A 16263-nucleotide genomic window follows, 5' to 3' on the forward strand; every position below is an offset into this window, starting at 1 on the left:
CAGCCATGTTCAGTTTCATAATCCGGCGTTTGCTGGTTGCGGTACCCACCGTGCTGGCGTTGATCACAGTCTCGTTCGTGCTGATGCACGCAGCGCCGGGTGGGCCGTTTACCAATGAACGTAATGTGCCGGAAGCGGTGATGGAAAACATCGAGGCCAAATACAACCTGGATAAACCCCTGTGGCAGCAGTATTTCATCTACGTTGGCAACGTGGCCCAGGGCGATCTGGGCCCCTCATTCCGCTACAAGGACTTCACCGTCAACGAGCTGATCGAGTCCAGCTTTCCCCGGTCCGCCTACATCGGCGCATGGTCTTTCCTGTTCGTGATGGTGTTCGGGGTGGGGCTGGGTGTTCTCGCCGCACTGAAACAGAACCGATGGCCGGATTCCACCGTGATGACTGCCGCCATGACCGGGGTGGTCTTTCCCAATTTCGTCATGGCGCCGCTGCTGGTGCTGCTGTTTGCCGTCACCCTGCGCTGGCTGCCTGCTGGCGGGTGGGAAGGCGGACAGGTGGAATACATCGTGATGCCCATCATCGCCATGGCCACCTCGTACATCGCCCAGGTGGCGCGGATCACCCGCAGCAGTATGATCGAAACCCTGCGCAGCCCGTTTATACGCACTGCCCGGGCCAAGGGTATACCCCGGTACAAGATTGTGCTGCGCCATGCGCTCAAGCCGGCACTGATCCCGGTGGTGTCCTACCTCGGCCCGGCCTTTGTGGGCATCATTACCGGCTCGGTGATTATTGATCAGGTGTTCTCCACTGGCGGCATCGGCCAGCACTTCGTCAACGGCGCCATCAACCGCGATTATTCGCTGATTCTCGGCATCACCATTCTGGTGGGCATACTCACCATTATGTTTAACGCCGTGGTGGATATTCTCTACACCTGGCTGGACCCAAGGGTGCGTTACTGATGCTCTTCTCCGACAAACACGCCGGCATGGGCGAGCTGGCGGATACCCTGACAGACGACGCCTACACCGAAGGCCGCAGCCTGTGGCGCGATGCCCGCCGGCGGTTCATGCAGCACCGGGCCGCCGTAGCAAGCCTGGTGGTGCTGGCCCTGCTGCTGATATTCGCCGCTTTTGGCCAGCACCTGTCGCCATGGGATAACGAGTCCATCGACTGGGCCAGCCTGCCGAACCTGGATGAAGACGGTGTGCCGAGCCTGGCCAGCCAGCACTATTTCGGCCTGGACCCCATCGGTCGCGACCTGTACCAGCGTACCGTGCAGGGCAGCCGGATATCCTTGATGGTGGGTGTGCTCGGGGCACTGACGGCGGTGATTATCGGCACACTGTACGGAGCCATCTCGGGCTACGTAGGCGGGCGTACCGACGCCATCATGATGCGCACCCTGGAAGTGCTCAGTGCCTTCCCGTTCATGTTCCTGGTGATTGTGCTGATGGCGGTATTCGGGCGGAATGTGCTGCTGATCTTCATCGCCATCGGTGCCGTGAGCTGGCTGAACATGGCCCGTATCGTCCGCGGCCAGACTCTCAGCCTCAAGCGCAAGGAGTACATCGAGGCGGCCATGGCCGTGGGTGTGCACCCCATCCTGATTGTTCTCCGCCACATCGTACCCAATGTGCTGGGGGTGGTGATTGTCTATGCCACCCTGCTGGTGCCGGAAATGATCCTTTTCGAGTCCTTTATCTCGTTCCTCGGGCTGGGGGTGTCGGAACCTTATACCTCCTGGGGCGCGCTGATTTCCGAGGGGGCAGATGCCATGTGGACGGCTCCCTGGACGCTGATCTTTCCCATGTTGATGCTGGTGCTCACTCTGTTCTGTTTCAATTTCCTCGGCGACGGGCTGCGGGATGCCCTCGACCCCAAAGACCGCTGACCCGGCAGGAACTGTTCTATGGCAATGCTGGAAGTCAACAACCTGAACGTGGATTTCGACACGCCGGACGGCACCCTGCAGGCGGTGCGGGGGCTCAGTTATCACCTGGAATCCGGGCAGACCCTGGGGATTGTGGGAGAGTCCGGCGCCGGCAAAAGCCAGGGCGTTTTTGCCCTGATGGGCCTGCTGCCGGACAACGCCAGGGTGAGTGGCGAGGTGGTGTTTGAAGGCGAGCAGCTGCTCAACCTGCCCGAAAAACGCCTGAACAGGATTCGCGCGGCCCGTATCGGTATGATCTTTCAGGACCCGATGACCTCCCTGAACCCCTTCATGAAAGTCAGCGACCAGCTTACCGAGGTACTGGTGCAACACAAGGGCATCAGCCGTAAACAGGCGCTGCAGGAGTCCCTGCAGATGCTGGATGCGGTGCGCATTCCCGAGGCCCGCGACCGTATTCACCGCTATCCCCACGAATTCTCTGGTGGCATGCGCCAGCGAGTGATGATCGCCATGTCCCTGCTGTGCAGGCCGCAGTTGCTGATTGCGGATGAGCCTACCACCGCCCTGGATGTGACCGTACAGGCGCAGGTGATGGGCCTGCTGAAGGAGCTGCAGCAGGAATTCAACACCGCCATTATCCTGATCACCCACGATCTGGGCGTGGTGGCGGGAAGCTGTGACCAGACCCTGGTGATGTATGGCGGCCAGATGATGGAATATGCCGCCACCCGGGACCTGTTCCGCGATCCTGCCCACCCCTATACCAAAGGGCTGATGGGCGCGATTCCGCGTATCGACGAGCAGATTCACGAACTGGTGACCATTCCCGGCAATCCGCCCAACCTGATGAACCTGCCGCCCGGTTGTCCTTTCTTCAGCCGGTGCCCGGTGGCCGAGCCCCGGTGTTACCACGAACTGGACCCACCGCAGCATTTTGAGCCGGACCGGATAAGGGTATGCAACCTGCCACGGGAGGCCATTCGATGAACGACCAGCAGCCCCTGCTGGCGGTGGAAAACCTGCAGGTAACCTTCGACATCATGCCCCGTAATGCCTGGCCCTGGACCCGCCCGCAGAAATTGCGGGCAGTGAACAGTGTCAGCTTCACCCTGAGCGAAGGGCAAACCCTGGGTATCGTGGGGGAGTCCGGCTGCGGCAAGTCCACCCTGGCAAGGGCCATAATGGGCATGGTGCCCAGTCAGGCGGGGAAGGTGGTCTGGCTGGGGGAGGATCTGCGAGGCCTGAACCTGAAACAGCTGCGCAAACGCCGCCGGCGCCTGCAGATGGTCTTCCAGGACCCGCTTGCTTCCCTGTCACCCCGCATGACCGTTGGCGACATCATTGCCGAACCCCTGCGTACTCATTACCCGGACATCAAGGGCACCGAGTTGCGGGAGAAAGTGGACGCCATCATGGAGCGTGTCGGCCTGCACCCCCACCAGAAGAACCGCTACCCCCATGAATTTTCCGGCGGCCAGTGCCAGCGGGTAGGCATTGCCCGGGCGCTGATTCTGGAACCGAAACTGATCATCTGCGACGAACCCGTCTCCGCCCTGGATGTGTCGGTACAGGCCCAGGTAATCAACCTGCTGAAAAATCTGCAGCGCGACATGGGCCTGTCACTGATCTTCATCGCCCATGACCTGAGCGTGGTAAAGCACATCAGCGACCGTGTGATGGTGCTGTACCTGGGCAACGTGGCCGAAAACGCCACGCGGGCTGAACTGTTCGCCAGCCCTCAACATCCCTACACCCAGGCCCTGATGGCCGCCGTGCCGATTCCCGACCCGGAGAGGGAGCGGGCGAAGCTTCCGGCGGAAGTGGAAGGTGATCTGCCATCCCCCATGGACCCGCCCAGTGGCTGTGTTTTCCGAACGCGCTGCCCGCTGGCAACGGAGTATTGCAGCAGGGAAGTGCCGGTACTGGAAGACAAGACCGGGGCAGGTCATTGGGTGGCATGTCATTACGCGGAGCGGGCTCCGGAGTGAGAAGGCCGCCTGAACTACTCCAGTGATTTGGATACAAGGGGCGAGTGGGCGCTTTCCCGGCCATTCTGGTCCACCACGGTGATTGCGAAGTGCCAGTGTCCCTTGGGCAGATCCTGAAACGTGTAGGAACTCTGGTCGCTATCCACTTTATGGACTTTGCCCAGCTCTTTTGCGCTGTTGCCATACAGGATTCTGTAATGATCAATTTCACTGAGGGCTATCGATGTACCGTCCATTCGGGTCAGCGGGGCGGTCCACGACAGGCTTATGGTTTTGTTTGCCTTGGGTTCCGTACTGGCGACAGGTTTGGAATCGGGAGTGATCACGGTCTTCGAGGTGGGGATGTCACCCCCATTGGCAAGGTCGGTAATGGTCAGGTATGCAAAAGCACTGCCTTTGTTTTCTCGATACTCCATGATCAACGGCAAGCGCTGCCCGGCCTTGAGTGAAATGTTGTGACTATGGTGCTGTTTGCCCTGGCGCTTCCATTGGTTGATAACGGCCTGGTTACCGATATACAGCTTAACACCGTCGTCGGTATTGGTGGTGAACCGATATTGCCGCGTCCCTTTTCTATGGGGGGCCGTGAACAGCCCGCTCCAGCGCACGCTGAAGCTATCCTGCGGCACACCTTTCATGGGGTTGCCGGAGCTCCAGTTGAAATTGATATCCGAGTCCACGCGGGAGTGAACCAGGTGATTGAAGTTGGTGCCTTTATAGTACTCGCCGAAAAAACCGGGGGTGGGATCGGTTTCGGTGGTGGATGTAGTGGCGGCGGGTAGGGTGGTTGCGATACTGGCGAGTAAAAGGGAGCCTGCAATGCAGGTCAGTCTTCTGAGAGTCATCGTGAGCCTCTTCTAATTTTTTTAAGCAGGAAGCGCTATTCCTGAGCGAACCTCTATGCGGATGGAAAGTATGGAGTATGCCGTCCTGGCTTTAAAAACCGGGAGTAGGGTAGACCTGTTGCTGCGGAGTGTTTAATTAAGAATTGTTCAGTTTGTAACCGGGCATGTATTAAACGGGCATGTATTAAAAAAGGGCCCACGCTTTCGCGAGGACCCTTTCGTAATACTGGTAGCAAGGGGCGGAGTCGAACCGCCGACCCCGGCATTATGAGTGCCGTGCTCTAACCAACTGAGCTACCTTGCCATTTCGTTGCGGGACAAGCCCAAACGAGGCGCGTATTTTCAGTATTTGGGCCCCTGCTGTCAAGGCTTGGGGCCCGCTTTTTCAGAAAATTACACGTTGAACCGGAAGTGGATGACGTCGCCGTCCTGAACGATGTACTCCTTGCCTTCCAGGCGCCACTTGCCGGCATCCTTGGCACCGGCTTCGCCGTTGTACTTCACAAAGTCCTCGTAGCTCACCACTTCAGCGCGGATGAAGCCACGCTCGAAGTCGGTGTGGATCACGCCGGCCGCCTGTGGGGCAGTGGCGCCGACACGAACGGTCCAGGCACGGACTTCCTTCACCCCGGCGGTGAAGTAGGTCTGCAGGTTCAGCAGGCCGTAGCCGCCACGGATAACGCGATCCAGCCCCGGCTCTTCCATGCCCATTTCTTCCAGGAACATGGACTTTTCATCGTCTTCCAGTTCGGAGATTTCTGCTTCCATCTTGTTGCAGATGGGGACCACCACCGCGTTTTCGGATTCGGCAATTTTTCGCACCGTATCCAGGTGAGGGTTGTTTTCAAAGCCGTCTTCGCTGACGTTGGCGATGTACATGGTGGGCTTCACGGTCAGCAGGCACAGCTCGCGGATCAATAACATCTGATCCTTGTCCAGGTTCATGCTGCGCACCGGCTTGCCTTCGTTCAGCACTGGCATCAGCTTTTCGAACAGCTCGAGTTGCGCTTTGGCTTCCTTGTCGCCGCTTTTCGCAACCCGCTGGACCCGTTTGATGGCTTTCTCGACGGTTTCCAGGTCGGCCAGGGCCAGTTCGGTATTGATGACATCGATGTCCGAGGCCGGGTCGATCTTGTTGGCCACGTGAATAACGTTACCGTCTTCGAAGCAGCGTACTACGTGGGCGATGGCATCGGTCTGGCGGATGTTGGCCAGAAACTGGTTACCCAGGCCCTCGCCCTTTGAGGCGCCCTCTACCAGGCCTGCTATGTCCACAAACTCCATGGTCGTCGCGACCACTTTTTCCGGCTTCACGATCTCGGCCAGTTTGTTCAGGCGGGGGTCAGGCATGGCAACCACGCCAGCATTGGGCTCGATGGTGCAGAAGGGAAAGTTTTCGGCGCCAATGCCGGATTTGGTCAGCGCGTTGAACAGGGTGGATTTGCCGACGTTCGGCAGGCCTACGATGCCGCAGTTAAATCCCATGGAATGCCTCTGCTGGTGCTTGAAAAATTTGGCTGGATTATACCGGTTTGAAGCTGTGCAAGCGATTCATCGCAGCGGGAAGTTTGCCGCTGGCGGCGTCCGGCAGCACGCGGATGATCTCGTCGATCACGGCGTTGAGTTCTTCGGTTTCCCGCTTGCCCAGGCGGCCGAGTACGTAACCGGTGACCTGGCGGCTGTCGCCGGGATGGCCAATGCCGATGCGAAGTCGCTGGAAATCGTTGGTGCCCAGGTGGGCGATGGTGTCCCGCAGGCCGTTGTGTCCGCCGTGGCCGCCGCCTTTCTTGAGCTTTGCGGTGCCGGGGGGCAGGTCGAGCTCGTCGTGGGCAACCAGGATCTGTTCGGGCTGAATCTTGAAAAAGTCCGCCAGTGCTTTGATGGACAGGCCACTGCGGTTCATATAGGTGGAGGGGTTCAGCAAGTGCAGGTCAAGACCCTGCAACTGGATGCGGGTGTAGAGCCCGTGGTATTTCTTTTCGGGGCGGAGCGTCTGGCCCGCTTCACGGGCCAGAGCTTCGACGAAAAGGGCGCCGGCATTGTGGCGGGTATTCGCATAGTCGGGGCCGGGATTACCCAGCCCCACCACCATGAGGATATCCTGTGCCATTGACCGTTGCCCTCATCCGTACAGGAGCGATTACTCCTTGTCTTCGCCTTCTTCACCTGCTTCGCCGTCTTCGCCTTCACCGCTATCGTCGGTCTTGGCAGCGCGAGGCTTGTGGATTGCCACAACGGGCAGGTCGTGATCTTCGCCCTGCAACAGAGCAGCGATACGAACGCCTTTGGACAGCTTCAGGTCGCTCAGGTGAATAACCTGATCCATTTCCACTTCGCTCATATCAACTTCAATGAACTCTGGCAGATTCTGTGGCAGACAGATGACTTCCACTTCGTTGATCTGGTGGTGAGCAACGCCGCCCTGGAGTTTGATGGCCGGTGCAGTATCTTCGTTCAGGAAGTGCAGCGGTACGTTAACGTGGATCTCGTGATCCTTGTCAACGCGCAGGAAGTCGGCGTGGGTCAGCAGCGGCTTGTACGGGTGACGCTGCAGATCCTTCAGGATCACGCTTTCTTTCTTGCCGTCCAGTTCGATGGTCAGAACGTGAGAGAAGAAGGCTTCGTTTTCCAGAGCCTTTTTCAGCTCGTTGTGCCAGATGGAAATCGGAGTGGCTTCTTTCTTCCCGCCATAGATGATGGCCGGAATTTTACGCTCCTCACGACGCAGGCGGCGGCTCGCACCTCTCCCCTGATCGCCACGAGGAAATGCTTCGATAAGAAATTCCTGAGACATGGTTATAACCTCAATTTTCACCCGAGCGGCCCGCGACCAGGTCCTGAACAGGTGACATTTGCGAAATGCCGGAAGCTTTTCCGGCGGACTAAACAGACCGGGAGCCCACTGGGCTCCCGGTCCGGATTCTTCTCTGTAAATCAGGCTGTTAGCTGATCAGGCGTTCTCGAACATCGCGCTGATGGACTCTTCGTTGCTGACGCGACGAATGGATTCCGCAAGCAGCCCAGCCATACTGAGGATGCGGATCTTATCACAATTGCGCGCTTTGTCACCCAGAGGAATGGTGTCACAGACTACCAGTTCGTCCAGCTCGGAGGCGTTCAGGTTGTCGACAGCCGGCCCTGACAGGACAGGGTGCGTGATATAGGCGACCACTTTGGAGGCCCCGTGCTCTTTCAGAGCATTGGCCGCTTTGCAGAGCGTGCCGGCGGTATCGATGATGTCGTCCACCAGAATACAGGTCTTGTCTTTCACATCACCAATGATGTGCATGACCTGCGATACGTTTGCTTTCGGGCGACGCTTGTCGATGATGGCCAGATCGGCATCGTCCAGGCGCTTGGCCACGGCGCGGGCCCGAACAACGCCACCCACGTCAGGAGATACCACAACAAAGTTTTCAAAACGCTGCTTCTCGATATCCTCGAGCATCACCGGGGTGGCGTAGATGTTATCCACCGGAATGTCGAAGAAACCCTGAATCTGGTCGGCGTGCAGGTCGAGCGTCAGAACCCGGTCTACGCCGATGCTGGAGATCATGTCTGCAACCACTTTCGCGCTGATGGCAACGCGGGTGGAACGAACGCGGCGGTCCTGACGGGCATAGCCGTAATAGGGGATAACCGCGGTAACCCGGGTAGCGGAGGCGCGACGCAGGGCGTCAGCCATCACAATCAGTTCCATCAGGTTGTCGTTGGTGGGGTTGCAGGTGGGCTGGATGATAAAGACATCATGCCCGCGAACGTTTTCGTTGATCTCGACAGTGGTTTCACCGTCGCTGAACGTTCCAACGGTGGCCTGGCCCATCGGGATATGAAGTTTCTGGGCGATGGCCTTGGCAAGCTCTGGATTGGCGTTGCCGGTAAAAATCATCAGTTTGGACACGACGGCATCCTTCTCGGTATCGGCGTTTGATTCAGAAGAAGCGGGAGAAAGGTGGCTGGGGTGGCAGGATTCGAACCTGCGCATGACGGGATCAAAACCCGTTGCCTTACCACTTGGCGACACCCCAGTATCGTGCTTTTTTGGCATCATTTCAGCTCTGTCAGCTTTTTGTGAAGTGGTGAAATGTTCACCCCTTGAGCTACGAACCCCGTGATGCCGGAGGGTTTGCTTTCCCAGATAATCCGGGCTGCGGATTCTGTCGGGAAACGTCCAAATATGCAAGCCCCGGTTCCGGTTAATCTTGCAGGTCCGAATTGTGCAAGCCACTCCAGGCTTTGATGAACCTCAGGATACAGTCTTCGAACTACATCCTCACAGTCGTTTCGGTACCTCGAGGCGTCTCCCTCAAAAGCGGGCGCTATTTTGATTCCGGGGGTATCCCTTGTCAACCCTTGCTCGGAAAAAATCTCTTTAGTACTTATATCGCAAGGTGGTTTTATAACCACAAACCAGTCTTCCGGAGGGGTGGCATTGGTAAGACGCTCTCCTACGCCTTCTCCCCACGCTGAGTGGCCGTGAATGAATACAGGTACATCGGCACCCAGGGCGAGGCCAAGCTCCGCCAGTTGGTTGAGAGAGCGGTCGAGGCCCCACAGGATGTTCAGTCCCAGCAGGGTGGTGGCGGCATTGGAACTTCCGCCCCCCAGGCCGCCACCCATGGGCAGTTTCTTGTGGATGGCGATGCTGACGCCGGCAACTGGTTTATTGGCCGTTGCGGCCAGTTGTCGGGCTGCTCGGACAATGAGATTTTCTTCGTCGGGCACGCCGGGCACGGATTGCTCCAGCACGATCCTGTTGTCGCTGCGGGGTGTCAGGGTGATGGTGTCACCATAATCCAGGAACTGAAACAGGGTTTGCAATTCGTGGTAGCCATCGGGGCGGCGACCAAGAATATGCAGGAACAGGTTCAGCTTTGCCGGTGAAGGCAGCGTCAGGCTGGTCACCGGTTGTCTCCGTCCGCCTGCTCCCAGCTGGTCACCACCACCCGCACGCGCTTTTCGCCCTTTACGGCGGTGATGCGTGCCGGCAATGGCGGGTAATCGTCGAGGAAGGCTTTCCAGCGGTCGTAGCGGATTTCCCAGCCCAGTTGGCGGATTACAGCCAGCCGGTCCTGATCATCGAAGAATAACCGGAAATCACCTTCAGGGCCGGGCAGGCCCCGTATCCACCAGGCCAGGCTGTCTATGGGAAGTTGCCAGCCGGTGGCAGCGTTGACCAGTGCTTCCGGATCGCTGGACTGGTAACGCTCGCCGTCCGGCAGTGTGAGCTCGATAAAACCAGGCACGCCTTCAAGGGTGGTGCGGCCCATGCCGAGGAAGGAGGAGGACAGTGCCAGCTCGTACGCCTCCTGGTCCTGTTTCCAGTAGTTGATGACAGCGGTACCACTGTCCGAGGGTTGGCGGACAGCCAGCTTGCCTGTCAATTCCCAGTGCCGGAACTGATCGCGGCGAGCGCTGGTGGAGCTCCAGTCTGCCGGGGGCTGTTCGGTCAGGCCTTCGGGAAGCGGGTCGACCTGAAGCGAAGTACAGCCGCCCAGAAACAGTGCGGCGAGCGTCACAGCAATAGCGGTAAATCTCACGGGGATTGCTCTCCGGTCAGTCTTTCAACGGTTTCGATCAGTATCGGGTGGTCCGGGTCCTGCTCGAAGCCTTCCTCCCAGATGATGCGGGCCTGTTCCTCTTCGCCGGTCTGCCAGAGTACTTCGCCGAAGTGGGCGGCAACCTCCGGGTCAGCGTAGGCTTCCCAGGCACGGGAAAGGTAATCAAGGGCCATTTCGGTTTCGCCCTGCTGATAGAGGACCCAGCCCATGCTGTCGAGAATGGCCGGGTTTTCCGGGTCGATTTCCAGAGCCCGCTCAATATAATCCCTGGCTTCCGCGTAGCGATCCGAACGAGTGGTAATGATGTAGCCCAGGGCATTGAGGGCAACCGCGTTCTGTGGCTGTTCTTCGATGATCAGTCTCAGGTCTGACTCTGCCTGCTCCGGCTGGTCCATGGAGTCCAGTAGCATGGCCCGGGCATAACGGATGCGAATATTGGCCGGATAGTCTTCCAGGGCTTGGTTGGCGGCCTCCAGTGCCAGCTCATTCTGTTCCCTGTCCAGTAGCAGGTTGATTTCCAGCAGGTGGAAGTTCTCTTCCTGCTCCGGGTTGTTGTTCCTCAGTTCCTGTATTTCGGCCAGTGCCTCGTCGAGCTGGCCCTGTTCCGCCATGAGTTCGCTGGCCCGGGCCAGGGCGGGGAAGTAGTAATTGCCTCTCTCGACGTTCTGGTAGAAGCCGATAGCCTGCTCGGTATTGTTTTCTTCGTCAGCAATCCTGCCCAGGTAATAGTGGGCTTCGTCGGTATGGTGGCCCTGTTCTATCAAGCGGGTCAGCTCTTCTTCGGCGAGGGCGCTCTGGCCGTTCTCAAGCGCCACCAGGGCGTGGGAAAGGCGTAGGCCGGGAACGTTAGGGAAGCGCTTCACCAGCCTGCTGAATTCGTCCTGGGCTGCCTGCAACTCGCCTTCGCCAATCAGCATGCGGCCATAAAGCGTGCCCATCTGGCGGTTGTCGGGAAAGCGCCGGGTGTGACGCAGCAGGTGATTCAGCGCCTGGCGACGCTCGCCCACCTGGTACAGCAGGTCTCCTTTCAGGACCAGGGCAGGCTGGAAGTCGGGCTCCTCGTCAAGCAGTGGTGCCAGTTTTTCCAGGGCTTGCTCGGGGTCGCCGGTAACCTTGAGTAGCAGAGCGATGCTGTACTGGAGTTCGGGGTTGCCCGGGTGTCGTTCCTCCATCTGCCGGTAGAGCTGGAGCAGCTCCTGTTGCTGCTCCGGGGGCAGGTTGCCGGCCATAGCGGCGAGGCTGTCAAAGTCTGCATCGCCACCAAGATCCATGATGCGTTCCATGTGGCCGATGGCGGTTTCAAGGTCGTTGTTCTTCACCGCCTGTATTGCCAGCACCCGGTGCGCCTGCATGTTATCCGGTGCCACTTCCAGCCATAGGGCGGCCAGTTTACGCTGGGCATTGTCGGCATTGAGGGATTGGGCAATGCGCATGGTTCTTTCGATCACGGCCTTGTCACGGGATTGCTGGGCCGCTTTCATGTAGTTGACAAGCGTGACGTCAAAACGTCCGCGCTGGGCTGCTATTTCGCCCGACAGGAGCAGGTAGAGGACTTCCGGCTCGAAGTCGGCGTAGCGGATTTCAGGTTCCTGATTCTTTTCCGCCGAGGGCTCACTGTTTTCGGTATTTTCCGACGATGTGTCGGATTGCTGCTCCTGATCACCCTGGAGGAAAGCGCAGCCGGACAGGGAAAGCCCGTACAGGCAGGTAACAAGCAGTAACGCGGACTTTTGCATGCAACATCCCATAATCTGTGTACAGTGCACCTGAACGGCCGGGAGCGACTCTGGCGGCAGCCTCAGATGTAGCGAAAGAGGTTCTATGATGGCACAAGCGCCTGATATTGCCCAACCTGTCAGCAGTTCCCGATATCACGGTGGTTTTGGGTGGCGATAGAAGCCCCTGACCGTTAAAATACCGTTAATACTCTGTCTTCACTCCGTCTTCAGGCATAAGGTAGTCTAACCCCGATATGGCACTGGTCACCCTCGGAATCAACCATCGTACCGCACCGGTCGAGTTGCGTGAGCGCGTCGCGTTCACTCCCGAGCGCATGGCTGAGGCCTTTGCTGAACTTCGTGCCATGTCCGGGGCCAGTGAGGCTGCCATTCTATCTACCTGCAACCGCACCGAACTCTACCTCGCCGGGGACGACGATTGTGCTCCCGCCGTGCTGCGCTGGCTGGCAGGATTCCATGACCTGGAGGCCGGCGAGCTGGAAGAAGTACTCTATATTCACCGGGACTCGGACGCCGTGCGCCATATCATGCGGGTAGCGGCCGGCCTGGATTCCATGGTTCTTGGTGAACCACAGATTCTGGGCCAGCTCAAGGACGCCTACGCTCTGGCGCGGGAACATAACGCCAGCGGCGCCTTCCTGTCGCGGCTGTTCGAACAGACTTTCTCCGTGGCCAAGCGGGTTCGCACCCAGACAGCGATCGGAGAGAATCCGGTGTCTGTGGCCTATGCTGCGGTCAGTATGGCCCATCATATTTTTGCGGACATGTCCCGCAACAAGGCCCTGTTGATCGGTGCCGGCAAGACCATTGAACTGGTTTCCCGGCATCTGGCGGATGCCGGGGTAAAGAACTTTCTGGTGGCCAACCGTACCCTGGAACGTGCCCAGGCGCTGGCTGAATCCCGGGGCGGAAAGGGGATACTGCTCTCGGAAATCCCGGACCACCTGGCCGATGTTGATATCATTATTTCGTCCACCGCCAGCCCCCTGCCGATTCTGGGCAAGGGTGCCGTGGAGCGGGCACTGAAAAAACGCAAGCACCGCCCCTATTTCATGGTGGATATCGCAGTCCCCAGGGATATTGAGCCGGAAGTCAGCTCTCTTGCGGACGTCTACCTCTATACGGTCGATGACCTGCGCCAGGTCATTGAAGAGAACGTGCGTTCCCGCGAAGGGGCCGCGCGCGAAGCTGAAAACCTGGTTACCGACGGTGTACAGCAGTTCCTCAGCCAGTTGCGGGCACTGGATGCGGTCTCCACTCTCAAGCAATTCCGTCAGCGCGCAGAAGCCCTGCGTGATGCTGAAACCGAGAAGGCGATCCGCGCGCTGCGCAATGGCGCTGACCCGGAAACCGTCATGCGGAGCATGGCCAGGGGACTGACCAACAAGCTGCTCCACGAACCTTCTATCCAGGTCAGGAAGGCAACAACCGAAGGCAGAATGGAAGTCACTGAATGGCTCCGTGAGCTGCATCAGCTTGATGCGCTGGATGCCGACGCGCCCATCATTCCGGAAAAACTATGAAGTCATCGATTCAGTCACGCCTTGAGCAGCTCACCGACCGCTTCGAGGAAGTCAGCGCGTTGTTGAGTGACCAGGGCACGATCGCCAACCAGGACAGGTTTCGGGATCTTTCCCGGGAGTTCGCCGAAATCGAGCCCATTGTTCACTGCTTCCAGGCCTGGCAGAAATCCCGTGAGGATGTGGCAGAAGCCGCAGAGTTGGCCCGCGATGGCGATGCCGAGATGCGTGCCATGGCGGAAGAAGAACTCAGCCTTGCCGAACAGAAAAGCGAGGAACTGGACGAAGAACTTCAGCGCCTGATGTTGCCGAAGGACCCCAATGACGGCAAGAACGTGTTCCTTGAGATTCGCGCCGGCACCGGTGGTGATGAAGCTGCCATTTTTGCCGGCGACCTGTTCAGGATGTACATGCGTTACGCCGAACGCCAGCGCTGGCAGGTGGAAGTTATCAGCGCAAACGAGGGCGAGCACGGGGGCTACAAGGAAATCATCGCCCGCATTGCCGGCAGTGCCGTATACGGGGCCCTGAAGTTTGAATCCGGTGCCCACCGGGTGCAGCGGGTGCCTGAAACCGAGTCCCAGGGCCGTATCCACACCTCGGCCTGTACGGTGGCGGTGATGCCGGAAGCGGACGAGACCGAGGCGGTAGAAATCAACAAGGCCGACCTGCGGGTGGATACCTTCCGGGCCTCCGGTGCCGGCGGCCAGCATGTGAACAAGACGGACTCCGCCATTCGTATCACCCATATTCCCACCGGGATTGTGGTGGAGTGCCAGGAGGAAAGGTCCCAGCACAAGAACCGCGCCAAGGCCATGAGTTTTCTGGCCTCCCGCCTCCAGAACGAGGAAATCGAGCGCCAGCAGAAAACCATGGCGGCTACCCGCAAGAGCCTGGTGGGCAGTGGCGACCGCTCAGAGCGCATACGCACCTACAACTTTCCTCAGGGACGGGTGACAGACCATCGCATCAATCTGACCCTGTACAAGCTGGATGAAGTGATCTCAGGTGACCTGGATGCCATTGTTGTGCCCCTGCAGCAGGAACATCAGGCCGACCTTCTGGCCTCTCTGGCTGATGAGTGAATCCCCTTTGTCCTGTGAGGCACTGCTGAAAGAGGCCGTTGAACTCATCGGTGGCGATACTCCGCGCCTGGATGCCGAGCTGTTGCTCAGTTATGTGACCGGTTGGTCCCGGACTTCTTTCCGGGCCTGGCCTGAGCGTGACTTGAACGCCCCCCAGGCCGCCCGGTTCTGCCGCCTGGTGGACCAGCGCTGTGAGGGCTGCCCGGTGGCACACCTGCTGGGCGAACAGGAATTCTGGTCGCTGCCACTGAAGGTTAACCCGTCCACACTGATTCCCCGTCCGGATACCGAGTGCCTGGTGGAAGCGGCCTTGACCCTGGCGTTGCCGGACAATGCCAATGTGCTGGACCTCGGTACCGGCACAGGCGCCATCGCGCTTGCCCTGGCCAGTGAGCGGCCCGGCTGGCACATTTTGGCAACCGATACTGTCCCCGACGCGGTAGCCCTGGCCACCGAAAATGCCGCACGGCTGAACCTGCCGGTGATAGTGCGGCACAGCAACTGGTTTGACCAACTGCCGGCTGGCTCCTTCGATCTGATTGTCTCCAATCCGCCGTACATTGCCGATGAGGATCATCACCTGAGCGAAGGAGACGTGCGGTTCGAACCGTCGTCCGCGCTGACAGCCGGCAGTGATGGACTCGACGATATTCGGCGTATCACCGCCGAAGCACCGGCCTGGCTGTCATCGGGAGGCTGGCTCATGCTGGAGCACGGCTACGAACAGGGCGCGGCAGTGCAGCGGCTTTTCACAGAGGCCGGCCTCACCGGTGTGGAAACCCGCCAGGACTATGGCCGGCGTGACCGCTTCACCATTGGGAGAAAACACCATGCTCAACGATGAAGAACTGCTGCGCTACAGCCGCCAGATACTCATGCCCCGATTCGACATCGCCGGCCAGACCAAGCTTAAGTCCGCACGGGTTCTGGTAGTGGGCGCCGGTGGTCTGGGTTGCCCGGTGGCTCTATACCTGGGCGCCGCTGGCGTTGGCCATCTGACACTGGTCGATGACGACCAGGTGGAGGTGGCCAATCTCCAGCGCCAGATAGCGTTCGAACAATCTGATATTGGTGAGTCCAAAGCCGAACGTCTGGCGGAACGTGTACGGCGGATTAACCCGGAAGTTTCAGTAACCGCATTGACCGAACGATTGGAAGGGGACGAACTACAGCGCCAGGTAGATTCCGCCAGCCTGGTGGTCGACTGCACAGATAATTTCAACACACGGTTCGCCCTGAATCGTGCCTGTGTAGCGGCCCGCGTGCCGCTGGTTTCTGGTGCAGCTATTCGGGGGGAAGGGCAGTTGGCGGTTTACGATGCGCGCGATGAAACCAGCCCTTGCTACCATTGTCTGTATGCCGAACAGGGCAATGAAGATCTTACCTGTTCCGAGGCCGGCGTCATTGGTCCATTGGTCGGCATGATCGGGGCCTCCCAGGCCATGGAAGCCATCAAAGTAATCACCGGCATTGGCAAACCATTGACTGGGCGCCTCCTCATTCTGGATGCCTGGCAAATGGATTGGCGGGAAATGAAACTCGCAAGAGACCCGGGGTGCCCTGTCTGCAGCAGCAGAGAGTCAGCATAAGGCATGGCGGGCAGGCCCTTCCAAAACCGTGCGGAGCCATGGATGGCGGAGCCGAGCGTACACGGATATATTCACAGC

16 protein-coding genes and 2 tRNA genes are annotated in these 16263 nt (G+C 58.9%); 8 read left to right on the forward strand and 10 right to left on the reverse strand.

Translation table 11 applies throughout. The annotated features are described in order from the left end of the window. Window positions 1-5: 5 nt before the first annotated feature. The 4 genes from oppB to FO268_RS12730 are packed head-to-tail and all read left to right on the forward strand — an operon-like array spanning window position 6 to window position 3846. Complete coding sequence (oppB, locus tag FO268_RS12715; protein ID WP_150993591.1) at window positions 6-926, forward strand: oligopeptide ABC transporter permease OppB; 921 nt, start codon at window positions 6-8, stop codon at window positions 924-926. Then, window positions 926-1858 (forward strand): oligopeptide ABC transporter permease OppC, encoded by a 933-nt coding sequence (oppC, locus tag FO268_RS12720; protein WP_191966955.1) that lies wholly within the window; start codon window positions 926-928, stop codon window positions 1856-1858. Before oppB ends, oppC begins: the two co-directional genes overlap by 1 nt. Before the next feature lie 18 nt (window positions 1859-1876). Beyond that, on the forward strand, window positions 1877-2845 hold the full coding sequence (locus FO268_RS12725) for an oligopeptide/dipeptide ABC transporter ATP-binding protein (protein ID WP_150993593.1): 969 nt from the start codon (window positions 1877-1879) through the stop codon (window positions 2843-2845). Continuing rightward, window positions 2842-3846 (forward strand): oligopeptide/dipeptide ABC transporter ATP-binding protein, encoded by a 1005-nt coding sequence (locus tag FO268_RS12730; RefSeq protein WP_150993595.1) that lies wholly within the window; start codon window positions 2842-2844, stop codon window positions 3844-3846. Before FO268_RS12725 ends, FO268_RS12730 begins: the two co-directional genes overlap by 4 nt. Before the next feature lie 14 nt (window positions 3847-3860). On the opposite strand, the gene FO268_RS12735 is transcribed toward FO268_RS12730, so the two are convergent. The 10 genes from FO268_RS12735 to FO268_RS12780 all read right to left on the reverse strand — a co-directional run bounded on the left by FO268_RS12735 (window position 3861) and on the right by FO268_RS12780 (window position 11988). Next, entirely contained in the window at window positions 3861-4691 is an 831-nt protein-coding gene (locus FO268_RS12735; protein ID WP_150993597.1) for a PA14 domain-containing protein, read from the reverse strand. Between the two features lie 227 nt (window positions 4692-4918). After that, window positions 4919-4995 (reverse strand) — tRNA-Met (locus FO268_RS12740). Between the two features lie 89 nt (window positions 4996-5084). Next, window positions 5085-6176: a redox-regulated ATPase YchF gene (gene ychF / locus FO268_RS12745; protein WP_150993599.1), complete on the reverse strand. Its 1092-nt coding sequence runs from the start codon at window positions 6174-6176 to the stop codon at window positions 5085-5087. A gap of 37 nt (window positions 6177-6213) precedes the next feature. Further along, the gene (pth, locus tag FO268_RS12750) at window positions 6214-6801 is read right to left on the reverse strand and encodes an aminoacyl-tRNA hydrolase (protein WP_150993601.1); all 588 of its coding nucleotides are present in this window, start codon (window positions 6799-6801) and stop codon (window positions 6214-6216) included. 30 nt (window positions 6802-6831) lie between these two features. Further along, window positions 6832-7485, reverse strand: a complete 654-nt coding sequence (locus tag FO268_RS12755) for a 50S ribosomal protein L25/general stress protein Ctc (protein ID WP_150993603.1) — start codon at window positions 7483-7485, stop codon at window positions 6832-6834. Between the two features lie 156 nt (window positions 7486-7641). Next, on the reverse strand, window positions 7642-8592 hold the full coding sequence (locus FO268_RS12760; protein ID WP_150993605.1) for a ribose-phosphate diphosphokinase: 951 nt from the start codon (window positions 8590-8592) through the stop codon (window positions 7642-7644). Window positions 8593-8644: 52 nt separating this feature from the next. After that, window positions 8645-8719, reverse strand: a tRNA-Gln gene (locus FO268_RS12765). Window positions 8720-8738: 19 nt separating this feature from the next. Then, window positions 8739-9596, reverse strand: a complete 858-nt coding sequence (ispE, locus tag FO268_RS12770; protein WP_150993607.1) for a 4-(cytidine 5'-diphospho)-2-C-methyl-D-erythritol kinase — start codon at window positions 9594-9596, stop codon at window positions 8739-8741. Next, window positions 9593-10231, reverse strand: coding sequence for a lipoprotein insertase outer membrane protein LolB (gene lolB, locus FO268_RS12775; RefSeq protein ID WP_150993609.1), 639 nt, complete (start codon window positions 10229-10231; stop codon window positions 9593-9595). The genes ispE and lolB overlap by 4 nt, the downstream gene beginning before the upstream one ends. After that, complete coding sequence (locus FO268_RS12780; RefSeq protein ID WP_150993611.1) at window positions 10228-11988, reverse strand: tetratricopeptide repeat protein; 1761 nt, start codon at window positions 11986-11988, stop codon at window positions 10228-10230. The genes lolB and FO268_RS12780 overlap by 4 nt, the downstream gene beginning before the upstream one ends. A 236-nt stretch (window positions 11989-12224) precedes the next feature. Between FO268_RS12780 and hemA the strand changes: the two genes are divergently transcribed. The 4 genes from hemA to FO268_RS12800 are packed head-to-tail and all read left to right on the forward strand — an operon-like array spanning window position 12225 to window position 16185. After that, window positions 12225-13514 (forward strand): glutamyl-tRNA reductase, encoded by a 1290-nt coding sequence (hemA, locus tag FO268_RS12785; protein WP_150993613.1) that lies wholly within the window; start codon window positions 12225-12227, stop codon window positions 13512-13514. Then, entirely contained in the window at window positions 13511-14596 is a 1086-nt protein-coding gene (prfA, locus tag FO268_RS12790) for a peptide chain release factor 1 (RefSeq protein ID WP_150993615.1), read from the forward strand. Before hemA ends, prfA begins: the two co-directional genes overlap by 4 nt. Next, on the forward strand, window positions 14589-15440 hold the full coding sequence (prmC, locus tag FO268_RS12795; protein WP_191966956.1) for a peptide chain release factor N(5)-glutamine methyltransferase: 852 nt from the start codon (window positions 14589-14591) through the stop codon (window positions 15438-15440). Before prfA ends, prmC begins: the two co-directional genes overlap by 8 nt. After that, entirely contained in the window at window positions 15427-16185 is a 759-nt protein-coding gene (locus FO268_RS12800; RefSeq protein ID WP_150993617.1) for a HesA/MoeB/ThiF family protein, read from the forward strand. The genes prmC and FO268_RS12800 overlap by 14 nt, the downstream gene beginning before the upstream one ends. Window positions 16186-16263: the final 78 nt, after the last annotated feature.

Source organism: Marinobacter denitrificans, assembly GCF_008795955.1.
Taxonomy (GTDB): Bacteria; Pseudomonadota; Gammaproteobacteria; order Pseudomonadales; family Oleiphilaceae; genus Marinobacter; species Marinobacter denitrificans.

Coding starts and splice junctions, on each gene's coding strand:
- oppB (WP_150993591.1), top strand. CDS start 6: ATGTTCAGTTTCATAATCCGGCGTTTGCTGGTTGCGGTACCCACCGTG.
- oppC (WP_191966955.1), top strand. CDS start 926: ATGCTCTTCTCCGACAAACACGCCGGCATGGGCGAGCTGGCGGATACC.
- FO268_RS12725 (WP_150993593.1), top strand. CDS start 1,877: ATGGCAATGCTGGAAGTCAACAACCTGAACGTGGATTTCGACACGCCG.
- FO268_RS12730 (WP_150993595.1), top strand. CDS start 2,842: ATGAACGACCAGCAGCCCCTGCTGGCGGTGGAAAACCTGCAGGTAACC.
- FO268_RS12735 (WP_150993597.1), bottom strand. CDS start 4,691: ATGACTCTCAGAAGACTGACCTGCATTGCAGGCTCCCTTTTACTCGCC.
- ychF (WP_150993599.1), bottom strand. CDS start 6,176: ATGGGATTTAACTGCGGCATCGTAGGCCTGCCGAACGTCGGCAAATCC.
- pth (WP_150993601.1), bottom strand. CDS start 6,801: ATGGCACAGGATATCCTCATGGTGGTGGGGCTGGGTAATCCCGGCCCC.
- FO268_RS12755 (WP_150993603.1), bottom strand. CDS start 7,485: ATGTCTCAGGAATTTCTTATCGAAGCATTTCCTCGTGGCGATCAGGGG.
- FO268_RS12780 (WP_150993611.1), bottom strand. CDS start 11,988: ATGCAAAAGTCCGCGTTACTGCTTGTTACCTGCCTGTACGGGCTTTCC.
- hemA (WP_150993613.1), top strand. CDS start 12,225: ATGGCACTGGTCACCCTCGGAATCAACCATCGTACCGCACCGGTCGAG.
- prfA (WP_150993615.1), top strand. CDS start 13,511: ATGAAGTCATCGATTCAGTCACGCCTTGAGCAGCTCACCGACCGCTTC.
- prmC (WP_191966956.1), top strand. CDS start 14,589: ATGAGTGAATCCCCTTTGTCCTGTGAGGCACTGCTGAAAGAGGCCGTT.
- FO268_RS12800 (WP_150993617.1), top strand. CDS start 15,427: ATGCTCAACGATGAAGAACTGCTGCGCTACAGCCGCCAGATACTCATG.